This is a genomic window from Actinoplanes sp. NPDC051388, assembly GCF_055586225.1.
The window spans coordinates 87,098-103,434 of sequence record NZ_JBVJIP010000017.1 but is presented as its reverse complement, the minus strand read 5'-3'; the positions used below and the strand labels follow the sequence as shown (position 1 = coordinate 103,434).

Sequence of the window (16,337 nt, the reverse complement as noted above, 5' to 3'; positions counted from 1 at the left end):
TCAGCACGGGCGGCCGCTGTTACCAGATGACCGTGGATGACCCCTGCTCATGTTGTGATGGCGCGCCTTTGGTACGGCGAGCCTGCGTGCCTGGGGTTGGGGTTTATGCGACGAGATGTCTATACGGGTCAGCCGAGGTCATCAGCAATCATTGGCGGGCAACAAATGTCAGCTACGGCCACCTGGCGCCATTCTGTTTTGGCGGGCCATCATCAATGCCAGGTCGGCCCGCGACCGTTGCGCATGAGATGCGAAGTCCGATGCTTCGCGTTGCAGGACACGGGTCGACGCTGCTCACCTGCGTCGGCGGCCCGCAGGCGCCGGTGAGCAGCGTGCCCTGCCAGCTTTCTGAGAACAATAACGGCGCTTAACGCCGACTCTTCCCGTGGGATAGACGGGAACACCTGATTCGGTTTCCGATTTTCTGACGGCAGCCGTTTGAGGTGCTGCTTTCGACGCAGTTGGCAACTCAGCCGAACTCCCGAAGCGCTCGGCCAGGCGGGGCCACCGGTTCTGTTGATCGGTCATCTGAGGAGAGGAAGCGTCGATGTTGACAAGGCTCACGCGTCTGGCCGCTGTCGCGGTGCTGGCACTGACTGGCGCGGTATGGGTTGCTCAGCCCGCTCAGGCTGTCAGTTACCGGGACCTGAAGTCGGCGAAGTACGGCCAGTGCGTTTACGCGTATGGCGATCCGCTCAACGACATCTACCTGAAATCCTGCAGCACCACGCCGGCCAAGTACGGGAACTACTCGGTCACGGGCGCCGGGTCGTACAACGGGCACGATCTGTTGATCCTCCGGCGCGAAGGCGGCTCGTGCCTCGGCGTTCTGGGCAATGCCCGCTCCAACTACCTCTATCAGTCCTGCGCGGCGACCGGCAGCCGGAACGTGTGGGAGGTGTTCCACACCAGCAATGGCAGGAATGTGCTGAAGAGTTTCGGCGCCTATCAATCGTGGGGTCAGCATCGATGCCTAAGTTTCGACGGCGCAGGCGGGGGCCGGAGCCCGCAGCTCAGTTCCTGCAGCCTCACCAACACGTCGAATCAGATCTACCGGTAAGTGATGAGCCTGCCCCTTCCCCGGGGCAGGCTCCACTCCGGCCGTCAACGACGTAGCGGCGGCCATCCGACACGGGTGCCGACGTCCATCGAGTCGCAAGAGGAGAATCCCATGGTCATGGCTTCGGAGATAGTCGGTGCGCTCTGGTTCAAAAGCAGCCGCAGCAACGGCAGCGGCGGCGGCAACTGTGTCGAAGTCGCCATCCTGCCCCATGGCGTCGCGGTACGTGACAGCAAGAATCCCCATGGCCCGGTTCTGGTCTTCACACAGGCGGAGTGGCAGGCGTTCTTGGACGGCGCCAATCAGGGCGAGTTCGGATGAGCCGACGCAGACACGGGCGCGCAGGTCGCACCCATCCGTCACGGTTCGAATCCGTCAGCGCAATCACCCTTCCGGCCCGGTGTCAACGCTCCCGAAGAATTGGATCTGACCCACTTTTCGTGATCGGGATTGACCCGTTAGGCGAGAAGGATCCGTTTGCGGAGCAGGCCGCGGTTGGCGCGACCGTACATCTGGCGCTTGATCATCTTGATGCGATTGACGTGTCCTTCGACCACGCCTGAGCTGTCGGTCATGGAGAGGCCGTTGACGACGGCGTCGTGGTCACGGCGCAGGCCGGCGGTGAACGAGCGCAGGTCTGGCTGGTCATCGGCTTCGGCCGCGGTTGTCCATTCGTTGAGCCGCTGCCCTTGTCGTGCTGTCAAGCTCTCGGCGAACGCCGAGACATAGCTGGCCAGGGCGTCGAGGTACGGGCAGGCGGCACGCGCTCGTGCGAGTTGAGCACGGTCGTCGTCGGCGAGCCGGCCTGGGTGGGTGAGCAGCCAGCTGGTCAGCTGGCGGGTCTTCGGTGGCCGTCGTGTCGCCGGTGGCCGACCGGCGGCGGCCCGCAGCGGCCGCAGGTAGGTGCGCAGGGTGGTAGCGCCGCCGCGGTAGCCGCGCCCGCGGATCTCGGCGAACACCGTGACGGCGATGGTGACGCCGCTAGTCAGGCGTTGGTGCAGGTAGTCGGCGTGCCTTTCGAGGACTCTGAGGCGTCCGGGATGGGGCTATGGCGGGAAATCGGATACGGCTCGCGATCGATGTCGGCGCGGTGAACACCGCCGCGGTGCTGGCATGGCAGGGTGGTCAATGGCTGCCGGTGTCATTCGACGGGCTGCCGTGGCTACCCAGCGCGGTGTATGTCGCCGCGGACGGCTCGATCACGACCGGGCAGGAGGCCTGGCACGCCGCCGCGGCCGACCCGGCCGGATTCGACGCTGAACCTCTGCGGCGTAAGCCCGGCGAGCGGGTCGTGTTGTCCGGAGTACAGGTGGACTCCACGGATCTGCTCGCAGCTGTCCTGCAGCGAGTTATCGAGCAGGCCACTGCGGTGGCCGGATCCCCGATCGAAGACGTGCGGCTGCTGGTTCCCGCCGGGTGGGGACCGGCGCGGACCACGACGGCGCGCCGGGCCGCGCGCCGCGCCGGTTGCGGTGACGTGGCGGTGGTGGCGGCGCCGGTCGCCGTCGCCCGGCATCTGATCGGCGCTGCGGACAGTCCGATAGCGGCTCATGGCGTACCGGTCGGCGCGTATGTGGCCGTGTGCGACCTAGGCGGCGGCGTCGAAGCGTCGGTCCTGCGCCGCGGACCCGCCGGATTCGAGTTGTTGTCCACTCTGCACGATCCCGAGGCTGGTGGCAGCCGGCTGGACGCGGTGCTGGCCGGCCACTGGACCGGCACCGGTCCGGTCGAACACCCGCCGGGGGTGGTGGCGGCGGTCCGCGCGGCGAAGGAACTGCTGTCGCAGCACCCGACTGCCACGGTGAACCTGCCCGCGCCGCATCCGCCGCAGGTCGTCACCGCCGCTGACCTGCACACCCTCGCCACGCCGGTTATGGCGCAGGCCGCGAAACTGGTTCCCGACGCGGTCGCCGCCGCCGACCTGACCTTGCCCGACCTCAGCGTGGTCGTGGTGACCGGGGGCACCGCCTGGCTGCCGCAGGCGCACGAGCAGGTCGCTGCCGCCGTCTCCGGCCCGCCGGTGATCCCGCAGGACCCCGGTCTGGCCGCCGTCCGCGGCGCCGCGGACGCCCACGAGCGCCGGATCGATACCCCGCCTCCGGCGGGTGGTCTCGGGCCGCCGCTGCCGCCGCTGCGGCGGGCCGCAGGACTGGCCGTGCCTGGCCTGGCATCGCTCGCGCTGCTCATCGACTTCATCGCGACCAAGTCGCGCGCCGGCGGGCAGATCGACGCGGTGTACCGCTACCAGGATTACAACCTCGCCGATGTCGGATACGGGCCCGGCGACTTTGTCGTCAAGGTCAACTGGGGTGAGTTGTCGATGGCCGCTGTGCTGGCGCTGGTGACCTGCCTGGTCGCCGCCGTCTACTTCGCGTCGCTGCTGCCTATCAACGCAGGTATGTCACATTTGCACGGTTCCGGCGGCACTTGGATGGGTGCCGGGCTGCTGGCCGCCGCCACCAGCGGGTTGGCGATTGCCGCGTTCTATGCGGTTTTCGCCGCCGAGTACATCGGGGCGCCGCCCGGCCCTTTCCTGCGCTGGGCGTTGCCGCCGCTGCTACCGGCAGCGCTTACGGTCGCGGTCGCCGCCGCGGCTATCGCCCGATGGCGGCGACGGCCCGCCTCGGGCTGGCATGCCTGGCTTCATTTCCCGGCCAGCTCGGCGATCATCGCCGCGCTGGGCATCCTTCTGGTCAATGCCAGCATTTGGTACTCCTGGGCGGGCATCGGCACTCAGCGCGCCGGTGGCTTCGCCGTTGGTGTCGCCGCAGCATTTGCCGTGGCCCGGCCCGCCCGCTACCGGCTGGTCATCGGCCTGCCTCTCGGCGTGTTCGCCAGCCTGATCACCGGCGTGAACTCCACCGGGGCTCTCGCCGGCGTCTACCTCACCGCCGTCACGATCTGGTGGTTGCAACGCCTCTGGCAGATCACCTACCAGCCGCCCGCCGCCTGGAGCCACCAACCATGACTCCACCCACCAGGCCGCGTCGACGGCCACCACCAGGTCGGGCGGAGCCGGCCCGCAGCACCGGCGGCGGGCGTTCGCTAATGCGCAGGTTCAACCAGATCACAGGGGCGCTGCTGATACTGGTCTTGCTGGCCGTCCTGCCGCTTGCCGCCGCGGCGTGGATACGTGAGCAGCAATGGTCGTGGCCCACTACGGGCCAGATGGACAGGTGGCTGGAGCAGCCTCTGACCGGCAGCTTCCTCGGCGCGGTCGCGGCAGCGATCCTGCTGGCGGCCTGGCTCCTGCTCGCCCTGCTCGCCATCCGCTGGGCCCTTCGTACCATCGTGGCGTTAGCCCGGCGCGTGCGTGGGATGCGGCTGCCGACACCAACCCTGTTGACCGCCGGGACCGTCGCCGGTGTCGCCGCAGTCGCGGCCCCGACGGCGGCCGTTGCACCCGCTGCCGTCGACGCCACCGTTGCCGATCCCTTACCGCCAGCACGCCCAGGCGACTCGCTGTACGAGCACCGGAAGGCTGAGGCAATCAGGGGTATCGAGCTGCCCGGCGGAGGCTGGGTCCCCTATCCGACCGCTCTGGCAGTGACCGCGGTCGCCGCGCTTATCTGGCTGGCCCGCCGCTGGCATTACACCACCACCGCCTTGCGGCCCGGACACCACCGCGACGACACCGACCTGCACCCGCTACCGCCCGCCGCGGACGCCATCACCGCCGCCGTCACCGCTGACCGTCCCCAGCCGCCACCACCGCCCACCGACCCGGCGGCCCTCGACAACCTGCCCGCCGGCCCGCTGAACTTGTCCGGCCCAGGCGCCGCCGACGCAGCCCGCGGCCTGCTCGCCACGATCCTGCTGTACGCCGCCCTCAACCTCGCCGAAACCACACAAATCACGATCGACCAACACTCCCTGCACCAGCTGCTCGGCCACGATCTCAGCGAGCCGGCACCGACCGGGCTCACCATCCGCCCCGACAGTAGCCAGGCCCGCCCCCCGGAGCTCACCCTCACCGTGACCCGCCACCCAGGCGCGCCGGCACGCAACCCGCCCGCCGCCACACAGACCACCGATCCACTCGCGCCGCTGGTGACCACCGTGACCGTTGGCACACCGGTGAACGGAGCCGACTCCTGGCACATCGAAGCCGACGGCACCATCAGCCGGCCCGCGACCGACCGGCCGTACCGGCTGTGCGTACTTCCGGCAGCGGCCTGCACCGACCTGATCCACCTAGCACAACACGCCATCCACAACCCCGCGCCCCCGGCAGTTGCTCCCGCAGCGCCCCGTGACTCGGCTCCCGCACCGGGCCGGTTGCGCTTGCTTGGTGCGTGCGAGCTCACCATCAACGGCCACGCCAACCAGCCGCGCCGCACCGCCGGCCTGCAAATCCTCGCCTACCTCGCCACCCACCCCGGCGGAGCCACAACCAGCGAACTACTTAAGGCACTCTGGCCCGGCCACCCGCCCAGCGCCATCACCAAACGCCTGCACACCACTCTCACCGAACTCCGCCACCAACTGCACCCCCTGCTCACCGAGCCCGTCACCCGCCGCAACGACCGCTACCAGCTCAACACCGCCGAGATCGACACTGACCTGAACCAGCTCCGCCACGCCATCACCGCAGCAGCGGCCGCCATCACCTCCGAACAGCGGGAGACCGCGATCGACGCCATCACCAGCACCGGCACCACAGACCTCGCCCCCGGCTACGCCTGGCCATGGCTGCAACCCGTCCGCGAACAACTACGCCGAGACGTCATCGACGTCTGCCTTCTGCTCTCCGCGCACGCCAACACAGCCCAAGCCGCCGTCCTCCTGCACACCGCGACAACGGCTGACCCCTACAACGCCGACCTGCGCCATCGCGCGGGTGCCGTCCTGTACGCCACCGAAGGCACCACCGCCGGTGAACGCGGTGCCGAAGCCGGGTAAGGCGGTCAGCACGCCGCCCGCGACGGGTAGTCCTCGGTGGCGTCGATGCTGCCGGCATCGAGCGACGAGACACCTCCTTCCTGGCCGCCGCCGACGTAGCCGCCGAGTCGGCGCCGCGTCAGACACGGCGAGATAGCCACGCGTGGTGTGGGCGTACTCGAGCCAGGCGAGCCTGCGGCCGAACGGCAAGTCGTCGTCGCATGCCTGATGCCCTGCCGAATCAACGGTTTCCGTTGGACTTCCCAGTCCTGCCAGCCCGCCGAGGAGAAGAAGATCTGCGTCACCAACTGCGGACGCGGTGGCAAGACCGCACCCCACATCGACCCACTGCCGCGTCCCGGCCGCGGCGAGCGCGGTCATCGCCTGGGCTCAGCAGATGTTTGGGCACCCGTGGTGTCGGCGATGCGCCGGTCGGCGGCATCGACCGGCTGAACGCCGGCCTCGGTAAGTAGCCTTCGGACCGTGGGGACGCTTTTGCCCATCTCGGCAGCGATGGCCTCCAACGAGGCGCCGGCGGCGTACCGGGCGGCAGCCGTCGTTGCGGCCTGGCGCCGGCGTTCTCCGGTCAAATGTGTCGGCGCAGACAGGACCACGCCAGCCCCGATGAGCAGCGCCTGGACAAGCTCGTAGCTGTGGCCGACCTCGCCAGCTACCTGGCGTACGGAAGCGCCGGCCTTGTGTTTGGCTACCACCTCGGCCTGGAGCGTGCGCCGGCCCTCACCGACTAAACGTTCCGCGGGGCGAAAAGCTCCGGCCTCGATGAGCAGCTCCCGTACAAGCTGGTTGCTGTGGCCGAGCTCGGCCGCTACCCGGCGGATGGAACCGCGGGCCTGGTATTTGGCTACCACCTCGGCCTGCAGCGTGCGCCGGCGCTCACCGACCAGACGTTCGGCGGGGCGTAGAGCGCCAGCCTCGACGAGCAGCGCCCGGACCACGGACGTGCTGTAGTCGATCTCAGCGGCGATGTCGTCCATCTCGACGCCTGCCTGGTACGCGGCGGCGGCCTTCGCGCGCAGCTTTACCCGACGGTTACGATCGATCCGAGGGCGTGGTGAGCGGATAACGCCGGCCTCGCTCAGCAGTGTGCGAATGACCGACGTTGGCTGGCCCAGCTCTGCGCTGACCGTCTCGATGGAGGAGCCTTCGTTGTACCGGGCGACAGCATCAGCTTTCAGGGATTCGAGCTTGTCCTCAGGCAGAGATGCGGTCGCAGACGGCGGGCCTGCTTTCCGTGGCTTGACCCCGGCCTCCAGGATCAGCTTCCGTGTCGTTGCGGAGCTGTGGCCGATCTCGGCGGCGACGGTCTCGTACGACGCCCCAGCGGTATACCGGGCAGCGGCTACGGCCGACACCTCGCGCCGGGCGTTCTCCGACCAGCCGGCGGTCGTTAGATCCGGAGCCCTGCGGCGGTAGTGGACGGTTCATGGCAGTCTCGCGACGGCGCCGTAGACGGCGGTGTCGTGGTCGCTGGGTCGGGGTTCGGGTTCGTTGTCGGCGCGCCAGCGGTTGACCGGCACGATGCCGGGTTCTTCGAGGGTGAGTCCGGTGAAGAACTGGTGGAGCTGGCGTTTGCTGCGCAAATGCATCGCGATGCCGGCTGCGGTGTTGATCGCGGTGAAGTCGTTGACGACATCGGTGGGTAGCATGTCTGCGGTGACGTGGGTCATGGCCAGCGCGCTGCCACCAGGTAGCGCGTCGAGGAGTTCACCGACGATGGCGTAGGGGTAGTCGTCGTCGGTGATGAAGTGCATGACGGCGATCAGCATCACCGCGACGGGTCGGGTCAGGTCGAGGGTTTTGCGCAGGTCGGGGTGCTCCAGGATGCTGCCCGGCTTGCGTAGGTCACCGTCGATGTAGGCGATGTCGCCGTTGCCGGGGGCGGCGTTCAGCAACGCTCGGGCGTGGGTCAGGACCAGCGGCGAGTTGTCGACGTACACGATTGTGGTGGCCGGGTTGATGGTCTGGGCGACCTCGTGCAGGTTCGGCCGGGTGGGCAGGCCGGTGCCGATGTCGAGGAACTGGTCGATGCCGGCCTGAGCGAGGGCGGTGACGGCCCGGCACATGAACCGCCGGTTCTCCCGTGCAGCGATCCGGATGGTGGGGAACCGGGCGGCGATCAGGTCGCCGGAGGCCCGGTCGACGGCGAAGTTGTCCTTGCCGCCGAGCCAGTAGTCGTAGCGCCGCGCCGGGTCAGCAACCGTGGTGTCGACGGGTGGACGTTCAGGGTTCATCGGTTCGCCTCGGACAAGTTGGCCCGGCGCCGTGGTGAAGCTTTCGCGGCGGGTTTGATCGTTGACGGGTGATAGTGCCGCGGATACCACCCCGTGCCGCTCTCGAACAAGGCACTGCGTCGTGGGCTGTCGGTCGTGGAAGGCATGCGGGGTCTCCGGCGGCGAGGGTTGGTGAGAACGCGGGCGGCGGCAAGGGCCAGCGCCGGCGCGGCGACGCTCGTCGCCACGCCAGGTCGGGCTGGGGTGTGTCAGTCGTGCTGGACCGGTCGCCACATGCGGTGCAGGATCGTGGCGTCGGACAGGGTGATCACCGGCGGGTTCATGTCGGTGTAGCCGTGCCGTTTGTACAGTCGCCGGTTCTGCTCACTGGTGGCTTCCAGGTATGCCGGGATGCCGTCGGCGTCGAGGCGGGTGTGGGTGTAGTTCATCAGCGTGCTGCCCAAGCCTTGGTTCCACCGCTTGTGGTGTACGGCGAGGAACAGTAGGTGCCAGTGCGGGTCGCTCGGGTGGTGGGCGTCCATCTGCCGGTCGAGTTCGGCGAAGCGCGGCATGTCGTCACCGGCGAGGAAGGCCAGGTGTTCGGCGTAACCCACGGGCTCGCTCGCTTCGCCGGTGCGGTCGAACCACACCGCCGCTGCGCTGGCGTCCTCGGTCATGACGACCTGCCCGGCCCCCGCGATGGCGTGCTCGACGTACAGCCGGTACCAGGCGCGGGACACCGGCCACCGCCGCTGGTCGTCGGGGACGAGGAAGCGGATGACGTCCAGGTGCAGGAACGAGTCCGCCACGATGTCGGCGACGGTGTCGATGTCACCCGGACCGGCGATCCGAGGGGCAGTGGTGGTGCTGGTCATCGGTGGATGGTCCTTTCGTATTAGAGGATGGCGGACAGGCCAGAGTTGGTCGCGGTGGCGCTGCGGGTGCCGCGCCCGATGCCCTGGTAGACCTCGGGTTTAGTGCGTTTCAGGATCAGGCCCCAGACGGTTCCGGCGGCGAAGACGACCAGGAAGGCGATGGGTACGACCTGGGCGGGGCCGGTGCCGGGAGTGACGCCGTACAGGGTGGGCAGGTTGACCAGCGCCAGGTAGGAGAGGAACAGCAGGATCCCGGTGGCGATCAGCGGAGCGATGAGCCGCTGCCACAGCCTCTCGCCGCGTGCATCGCGGGCGAAGAAGCAGATGACGGCGATGCTGGTCAGGGTGTAGAGCAGCAGGACACCCAGTCCGCCGCTGGTGCTGCCCCAGTAGAACAGCTGGACCAGGGGGTCCCAGCCGGCGACCGCGTACCCGGTGAGCACGACGAACGCGACCGCGGTCTGCGCCAGCGATGCGTTACGCGGGGCACCCTTGATGGTGGTGCGGCCGAACGCGCGCGGCAGTACACCTTCGCGGCCCAGGGCGAAGGTGTACCGGGCGATGGCGTTGTGGAAGGCCAGCAAAGCGGCGATCAGGCCGGTGAACAGCAGCACCCGGCCCACGTTGACGGCGAGGTCGCCGAGCAGGACGGCGGCCTGGTTGAAGAACAGGTCTGCGCCTTCGGTGCCCGCCCGTTCGATGACTTGCGGGCCGCCGGCGGAGATCTGCACCCAGGAGGCGAGGACGTACACCGCGGCGATGGTGATCACGGTGGCGTAGGTGGCGACCGGGATGGTGCGTCTCGGGTCTTTGCTCTCCTCGATGTACACCGCGGATTGTTCGACGCCGGCGAACGCGGTCATCCCGAGCACGATCAGCACACCTGCGGACGGTCCCCACAGGTTGTCCAGGGCCAGGGCATCACCGGTGAAGGCGAATCCGGGGCCGAGGATGATGGCGATGCTGTAGAGCACTACGAGCAGGGTTTCGGCGACGACGAGGACCACCAGGACTTTCTCGGAGAGTTTGACCTCGTTGGCGCCGAGGACTCCGATGAGGATCCAGGCGGCGAACGCGAGGGCGTACCAGGGCATGTCGTAGCCGGACCAGGCTTTGAGCAGCGGGGCGCCGATCGCGGCGCCGAGCCCGCCGTAGCAGCACAGTTGGAAATTGGTGTAGGTGGCCAGGGCGAACCAGGAGGTGCCGACGCCGAACGGCCGGCCGATGCCGTGCGCGACGTAGGCGCCGAACGCTCCGGCGTTGGGGATGTGCCGGGCCATCGCCAGATACCCGACGACGAAGATCAGCAGGATCGCGGCGACGGCGATGACGGCGATCGGGAAGCCGAGCAGGCCGGTAACGGCCAGGGCGCTGCTGACGACCAACACGACGACGGTCAGCGGCGCCACCGACGAGGCGATGGCCGCGCTGATGGCGAACGGGCCGAGCCGGTTACGGGCCAGCGCGTGAGTCACGCTGGTCGGCGCTTTGAGGTGTGATGCGGACACCGTGGGGTTCCTCCTGCAAAGGGGTCGAAGGGGTGTGGTGAAGGTGAGGGGATGGTGGGAGGTGGTGTGGTTAGCGCATGGCGGCCTCACCGACCGCGACGTCCGCGGCGCGCAGCAACTCCCGTGACGTGTCGTCCAGACCCCGTTTGAGTTCCTCGGCCAGCCGGGAGCGCTCGGACGGGGTCAGCGTGGCCAGCGCGTGGTGGTGCAGACCGGTGGCCAGGAACAGGCCCGCGAGCACCAGTTGCAACCGGTCGAGACGGCGGCTGCTCTGTATGGCGATCGTGATCGTGTTTGCCGGGGTTCCGGAGACCACGGAGTCGAGAGGTAGATAGCTGACCGTCGTGCCGCCCAGCAGCCGGCGGCGCTGTTCACGCCGGACCAGGCCGGTGCGGGCGAGCCGGTCGAGGACGCGGACTTCGGCGCGTTGCTCGTAGGCCAGATACGACATCCACACGCCGAGTTCGTGGCCACGCTTACGGTGCCGGTTCTCCTCCTGCACCGGCGGCCAGCCCCGCCCGTCAGAGACCGCCGGTGGCCAGTCGAAGTCGTCTCGCGCCCGCACCGCCGCTCGTGCCCGCGTCGGCGGGGGTGGCGGCCAGTTCTGTTCCTCGTCCGCCATCTTGATCAACAGAGGACGCAGGGCGGGATCATCGGGCAGCTCAACCGTGGTACGGAACAGTTCATCCTGACGCAGCACAACGAATCCGTCATGGACCAGCTCGGCGATCAGCCCGGTAGCCAGCCCGACCCCCAATGGCCAGTCACCAATCTGGGACTTGCCATTGACGCTGTCGTGCGCCGCAAGCCACAGATCATCGGCGAGCCTCCGCGGCCCCGCTGACGGCATCACAACTCCCTTTCTCATTGATGAAGGTCTTGGGCAGGCGACCCCGGGTGTCCGGTGTCCGGTGTAGGGGTTGGGAGTCGGTCGCGGCGCCGCGTGAGCCGACGATGAAATGCGCCACCGGCGTCAGCGCCTGATGGCGCGTGATCTGATTGCCCTCTCACCGAGCACGACGATCCGCCTCGACGTCGCCGCGGAGAAGGCCGTCGGCTGCATTCGTTGGGTACCGCGACTCCTCCTTCGGCCTGCGTCGGGTTGTTCGGACGGAGCTCGAGTCGACGTGCAGGAGCCTTTTCTCGCGATTTACTCCGAGGCGGGCGGCGATTTTGCAGCAACGCCCGCCCCGGAGCGGTCGGTGGTCTTCTTCCTAATGCCTCATCCGTCGATGCATACGTCGAAAAGCGGTCGCGAGAGGTGGGTTGCCGGTCAGGGAAAATAGCGCCTTTGAATCCATTTACGGTCGGCTGATTCCCGAAGGCGGAGCACGGCACCGTACGTTGGAATCTCAGTACAGCCATGTTCGCCTCCCTGGTATCACGGAGATACGCTGGTGAACCCGTCTGTGTGCGCTCGACCACTGACGTGTTGCAACAATCGCGGAAAGCGCGAACCAGGGGAACTACACCGTCATATGCACCAAGCAAAGCCAGGTATAGCCAGATGCGAGTGCACACCAAGGTGCACATCTTGGTGCACAGTCGATCTACCTGGGAATATTTAGCTTCACTCGAAAACCCGACATCCAGAGTCTGGAGGGACGGGATACGATGCCGCCACCGAGGCCTCGAGGCGAGGCCGCGATGTAGCGTCCGTACCCGGAGGTCGCATTGATCAGCCCACTCGCCAGCCGCCTTTGGCTGGCCTCGGAGCTAGCTGAGCTCGTCAAGCGCTCGGGCTGCACCGCCGGCGACCTAGCCCGTAAGGCCGGTGTAGACCCACGCAAGATTAGCTACCTCTTGAAGGCAGAACGTAAGGCGAGTGTGCAGGATGTATCTAAAATTCTGAGTGCCTTAGAGGTGGCATCTCAAGATCAAAAGGATCTGCTCTATGCCGCTGTTGAGGCAGAAAGAAGTGGATGGTGGGACCGCTTCAGCATTGAAATGGGGTCACGCCAAGCGACGTACGCCGATCTAGAGGCTGGCGCGGCAATCTGTGAGTTCAGCCAGACATTGTTTCCGGGTCTCCTGCAGACTGAGGAATATGCGACGGGTCGAGCGGTGGCAGATCGGACCTACCACTCAAAGCGATTCCTTGTAGAAAGAGCCGTGGAAGCCCGGTCCTTGCGCCAAAAAGTCTTGTCCGGCTCCGCCGCGCGTGGCTACGAAGTCATCCTCGATGAGGCGGTCCTTCGTCGGGCTGCGGCTGCGGCGCCGGTCACTCAGAATCAGATCAACCATATCGTCGGAATGGCTGTCCAAAACTCCAGAGTCTCGGTCCGGCTTCTCCGCCTTGGCGCACCTCTACCGAACGAGGCCATCCCGGCAACATCATTTTCCATCTATCACTATCAGGAGCTTCAAGGTCTCGAAGTGGTCGCCGTAGAGACTGATGATTCCGACCTCTTCATCACGGATCCGTCAAAGACGGCTGCCTATCGTCACCGATTTGGGCTGCTCCGCACAGCTGCCCTCAGCCCAGCTGAGACATTGGAATTTCTCGTCGCTGAGGCCGAAAGTTTGTCTCAATCAGCAAGGAGATCAGCATGACGCCCTACACCAGCCCGTCGGGCAGGGTGTACCAGTCCTTCACGAAGTCGGGGCGGAGTACGGGGGGCGGCAACTGTGTTGAAGTTGGCGCGGCCACCGACGGCACGATCGCTCTGAGGAACTCGAGGTATCCGACGGGCCCGGTCATCGAGCTGGAGCCCGATGCCTTCCGTCAACTCCTGACCGATATCAAGGAGGGAGCATTCGGATTCCTTCAGTAAATTTTAGCTGGACGCCGCATTGGCCGGGGCGCCGTATTGGTCCGGGCGCTGAACGCGCAAGATCAGCTCACATGCATCCAGGCGTAGGACGCGGCTTCCGGGTTGGTTGCACGGTCGCGGTCGGTGCTGAGATGATGACCGATCTAGTCCCGTCAGGATGATTTGGCCGGTGGGGGTGGCGATGCCGAAGAAGAACCCGATTGCGAACGAGCTCTTCTGGCGCGCTCGGCTCCGCACGGGCCTGTCCCGGGCCGAGTTGGCGGATCTGGCCAACCAGGAACCGGTCATGGCTGCTTGTGAACATGTGCCGATGAACGAGAACTGGATCGGCAGGATCGAGCAGGGGCGAATTGGTGGTGGCATATGCCACGAACGGCTTACGGCTATCTGTAGGTCTCTCGAGGTTGGTACTCCCGCTGATATCGGTCTAATTGCCGAACGTAGACTTCCAACCCGTCTGGCTCCCACCCATACGCGCCGAACAATTCGCGAGTTAGTAGGCGAGCGAAGCAGTCCCATATCGCACGAATCCCAAGAAGAGCAGGTGGCAAATAAGGGTTTCGATGTTGCTCGAATTAATCGACGCCCTCTGCTCGACTCGCTGAGGGCACTTGCTGTTGAGCTGGGTCTGAGTGGCGTTGAGCAGGTACCTCGCAGGCTCATCGGCGTTGCTGATATCGAACACCTGACGGCGATCACCGCTCTCTGTCGCACGGCCGACCGGCAGGCCGGCGGTGGAATATTTGTTGAGGAGATTGACAACGTCGCTCGACTCGCCCCCAATCTGCTGCACCATAAGATAGCCCCGGGCGTCGAGTCGAAACTGTTCGTCGCTCTTGCGGAGCTCCGATATCTCGCTGGCTGGACTGCCTTCGATGCGATGCAGTTTGATCGAGCTAGCCAGCACTTCGCCGCCGCAGAGCGATTCGCGACCGAGTCCGGAGATCGCTCGCTTCTCGCCTTCGTGCGTTATGGACAAGCGAAACAACTTCAACACCAGCGCGACAACCGCGAGGCATTGCAGGTACTGGCTCTGGCACATCGCGGTCTGACGGCGACGCCAGCGCTCACCGCGACCGTGCGTGGCACCGAGGCCGCGTCGCTCGCAGCTCTCGGAAACTTCGACGCCGCCCGCGCTGCATTAGAAGATGCTGTCGCAGCGCACGCAAACATTGTGGCCGGCAACGAACCCAACCGTCTCGCCTTCCGCGACCTCGGCGAGGTATACGCCCAGTATGGCCGAGTATACAGAGACTGGGCGCGGCGCGATCCCGATCAAGGCGTGGAAGCCGTCCGCTGGAACAGCAAGGCGATCGCCGAACTGGGACCCTCAAGTATCCGCAGCATGGTCCTCAACCGCGTGGGCCTGGCCTCTTCGTACTTCCTCGCCGGCGATCCGGACCGAGCCCTTGCTGAAGGCGCCCATGTTCTGCATGCCGCTGCCCAAATCAACTCACCACGAGTCGTCGATCGCATCGCGAACCTGCGACGCGATGCGATCGCTTACCGGGGCAACAGCGCTGTCGACGACTTCCTGGCAAGCCTGCCGCAACCGGTTAGAGTCGCTGCGTGAGCGAAAACGGCCGATTCACCGAGACAGCCATGTGGGACGCGATGTGTCGCATGGCGGACAACATCGGAGCCGTCGCCGACGACGCCACCTTGTTGCGACTCGCCAACAACGCCGCGTTCGCGCTGCCGACCGCTGGCTTGGTCATTCGGATCAACCGCAGCCTCGGACTTCGCGACCGCACCCATAAGAACGTCCTTCTTGGCAACTGGTTCGCCCTAGTCGACGCACCAACCATCCGACTCGCTCACGGCATCACACAGCCCATCGCCGACGGAGAACTGCTAGCGACGGTCTGGCAACTTGTCGAGCCACGCGGACCCCAACCTTCGGTCACTGAACTCGGGCATGTCCTGCGCAACTTCCATGAACTCGGCCTGCCGGACGAACCACTACCTCTTTGGGACCCCCTCGGGGATACCCGTACGCGCGTCAAAGACGCCGAGGGTCTTGACGACGGCGACAAGGACTATCTTCTCGACTGGTGCGACCGCCTCCAACCGAGCCTCGACGACTACATCGCCGACCAGCCCATAGGGCTAGTCCACGGCGACGCTATTCAAGCTAACCTCCTGCGAGGAACGGACGGCCGAGTTCTGTTGTGCGACTTCGACGGAACCTGCCGCGGCCCGCAGCTAGTCGACTTGGTCCCCACGCCGGTAAATGAGGCCCGGTTCCGCCGGCTCGGAGGCCACGCTCAACTTGTCACAGGATATGGCTACGACATCACCACAGACCGAGCGTGGCCCCTGCTCCGAGACGCCCGGGAACTAAAAATGGTGGTCGGTGCACTGCCCCGGCTCGCGAGCGAGCCTCACGCAGCTGAGGAGTTCCAAAGACGCCTAGACTCGATACGCGCCGGCAACACGGCTGCTCGCTGGACGCCGTTCGCGCAGCTAGCTCGGTAACATTTCGTGATCATGGCGAGCTTTGATTCCGGACATCTTCGACACAGCTCTGCTGCTGCAGGCGTGTGCCGAGCGGCACCCAAGACGGTTGCGTTGTGACTGAACGCACTGGGATGATGACCGATCTGGTCCTGTTGGGATGAGTCGGGCGGGGGCGCGCCGCGGTGGCAAAGAGTGACTTCGAGCCCAACAAGCTGTTCTGGACGGCACGCGAGGCGCTAGGGCTGTCTCGGCTGGCTGTCGCGGACCATGCCAACCAACAGCCGATCATGGCTTCATGCGAGCACGAGCCGATGACCGAGAACTGGATCGGCCGGATCGAACAGGGCCGTATCGGCGGGGGCATGTGCGCCGAACGCCTGGCAGCCCTCTGCCTCACTCTAAAGGTCGACCGGGTCTGCTGCACCGATAGGTGACAGTTTCAGTCACGCGGCCTGACTGGCCGGTGGGGTCATGATGTTTCGTACTCGATAGGGGTAAACCGGGCCAGGACGACCCACTCGAGGCCGGCATCGGCGCGGGCTTGGCGC

General features: G+C 66.3%; 15 protein-coding genes. 9 read left to right on the top strand and 6 right to left on the bottom strand.

Features of this window, described 5'->3' with window-relative positions; genetic code table 11:
• Positions 1–547: 547 nt before the first annotated feature.
• Together ACZ6TI_RS35390 and ACZ6TI_RS35385 are read left to right on the top strand one after the other, a co-directional pair.
• Positions 548–1,060 carry a hypothetical protein gene (locus tag ACZ6TI_RS35390; protein WP_465349578.1) on the top strand — a complete coding sequence of 171 codons (513 nt, stop codon included), beginning with the start codon at positions 548–550 and terminating at the stop codon, positions 1,058–1,060.
• A gap of 111 nt (positions 1,061–1,171) precedes the next feature.
• The gene (locus ACZ6TI_RS35385) at positions 1,172–1,381 is read left to right on the top strand and encodes a DUF397 domain-containing protein (protein WP_465349577.1); all 210 of its coding nucleotides are present in this window, start codon (positions 1,172–1,174) and stop codon (positions 1,379–1,381) included.
• Positions 1,382–1,518: 137 nt separating this feature from the next.
• On the opposite strand, the gene ACZ6TI_RS35380 is transcribed toward ACZ6TI_RS35385, so the two are convergent.
• Positions 1,519–2,019, bottom strand: coding sequence for a transposase (locus ACZ6TI_RS35380; RefSeq protein ID WP_465349576.1), 501 nt, complete (start codon positions 2,017–2,019; stop codon positions 1,519–1,521).
• 89 nt (positions 2,020–2,108) lie between these two features.
• Between ACZ6TI_RS35380 and ACZ6TI_RS35375 the strand changes: the two genes are divergently transcribed.
• Positions 2,109–4,028 (top strand): Hsp70 family protein, encoded by a 1,920-nt coding sequence (locus ACZ6TI_RS35375; protein WP_465349575.1) that lies wholly within the window; start codon positions 2,109–2,111, stop codon positions 4,026–4,028.
• Positions 4,029–4,108: 80 nt separating this feature from the next.
• Positions 4,109–5,962, top strand: coding sequence for an AfsR/SARP family transcriptional regulator (locus tag ACZ6TI_RS35370; protein ID WP_465349574.1), 1,854 nt, complete (start codon positions 4,109–4,111; stop codon positions 5,960–5,962).
• Between the two features lie 356 nt (positions 5,963–6,318).
• Here ACZ6TI_RS35370 and ACZ6TI_RS35365 read toward each other — a convergent pair whose 3' ends face one another.
• The 5 genes from ACZ6TI_RS35365 to ACZ6TI_RS35345 form a co-directional block, all read right to left on the bottom strand.
• Positions 6,319–7,314, bottom strand: coding sequence for a helix-turn-helix domain-containing protein (locus ACZ6TI_RS35365; RefSeq protein WP_465349573.1), 996 nt, complete (start codon positions 7,312–7,314; stop codon positions 6,319–6,321).
• A 69-nt stretch (positions 7,315–7,383) separates the two neighbouring features.
• Positions 7,384–8,193 carry an SAM-dependent methyltransferase gene (locus ACZ6TI_RS35360; protein ID WP_465349572.1) on the bottom strand — a complete coding sequence of 270 codons (810 nt, stop codon included), beginning with the start codon at positions 8,191–8,193 and terminating at the stop codon, positions 7,384–7,386.
• Between the two features lie 248 nt (positions 8,194–8,441).
• Positions 8,442–9,047, bottom strand: coding sequence for a GNAT family N-acetyltransferase (locus ACZ6TI_RS35355; RefSeq protein ID WP_465349571.1), 606 nt, complete (start codon positions 9,045–9,047; stop codon positions 8,442–8,444).
• A gap of 20 nt (positions 9,048–9,067) precedes the next feature.
• Positions 9,068–10,555, bottom strand: coding sequence for an APC family permease (locus ACZ6TI_RS35350; protein WP_465349570.1), 1,488 nt, complete (start codon positions 10,553–10,555; stop codon positions 9,068–9,070).
• A gap of 70 nt (positions 10,556–10,625) precedes the next feature.
• Entirely contained in the window at positions 10,626–11,405 is a 780-nt protein-coding gene (locus tag ACZ6TI_RS35345) for a GOLPH3/VPS74 family protein (RefSeq protein WP_465349569.1), read from the bottom strand.
• 824 nt (positions 11,406–12,229) lie between these two features.
• On the opposite strand from ACZ6TI_RS35345, the gene ACZ6TI_RS35340 reads away from it, so the two are divergent.
• The 5 genes from ACZ6TI_RS35340 to ACZ6TI_RS35320 all read left to right on the top strand — a co-directional run bounded on the left by ACZ6TI_RS35340 (position 12,230) and on the right by ACZ6TI_RS35320 (position 16,223).
• Entirely contained in the window at positions 12,230–13,108 is an 879-nt protein-coding gene (locus tag ACZ6TI_RS35340) for a helix-turn-helix domain-containing protein (RefSeq protein WP_465349568.1), read from the top strand.
• The gene (locus ACZ6TI_RS35335) at positions 13,105–13,329 is read left to right on the top strand and encodes a DUF397 domain-containing protein (RefSeq protein WP_465349567.1); all 225 of its coding nucleotides are present in this window, start codon (positions 13,105–13,107) and stop codon (positions 13,327–13,329) included. The genes ACZ6TI_RS35340 and ACZ6TI_RS35335 overlap by 4 nt, the downstream gene beginning before the upstream one ends.
• Positions 13,330–13,498: 169 nt before the next feature.
• On the top strand, positions 13,499–14,902 hold the full coding sequence (locus ACZ6TI_RS35330) for a helix-turn-helix domain-containing protein (protein ID WP_465349566.1): 1,404 nt from the start codon (positions 13,499–13,501) through the stop codon (positions 14,900–14,902).
• Between the two features lie 29 nt (positions 14,903–14,931).
• Positions 14,932–15,807: a phosphotransferase family protein gene (locus ACZ6TI_RS35325; protein WP_465349737.1), complete on the top strand. Its 876-nt coding sequence runs from the start codon at positions 14,932–14,934 to the stop codon at positions 15,805–15,807.
• 164 nt (positions 15,808–15,971) lie between these two features.
• Complete coding sequence (locus ACZ6TI_RS35320; RefSeq protein WP_465349565.1) at positions 15,972–16,223, top strand: helix-turn-helix domain-containing protein; 252 nt, start codon at positions 15,972–15,974, stop codon at positions 16,221–16,223.
• The last annotated feature ends 114 nt before the right edge of the window (positions 16,224–16,337 follow it).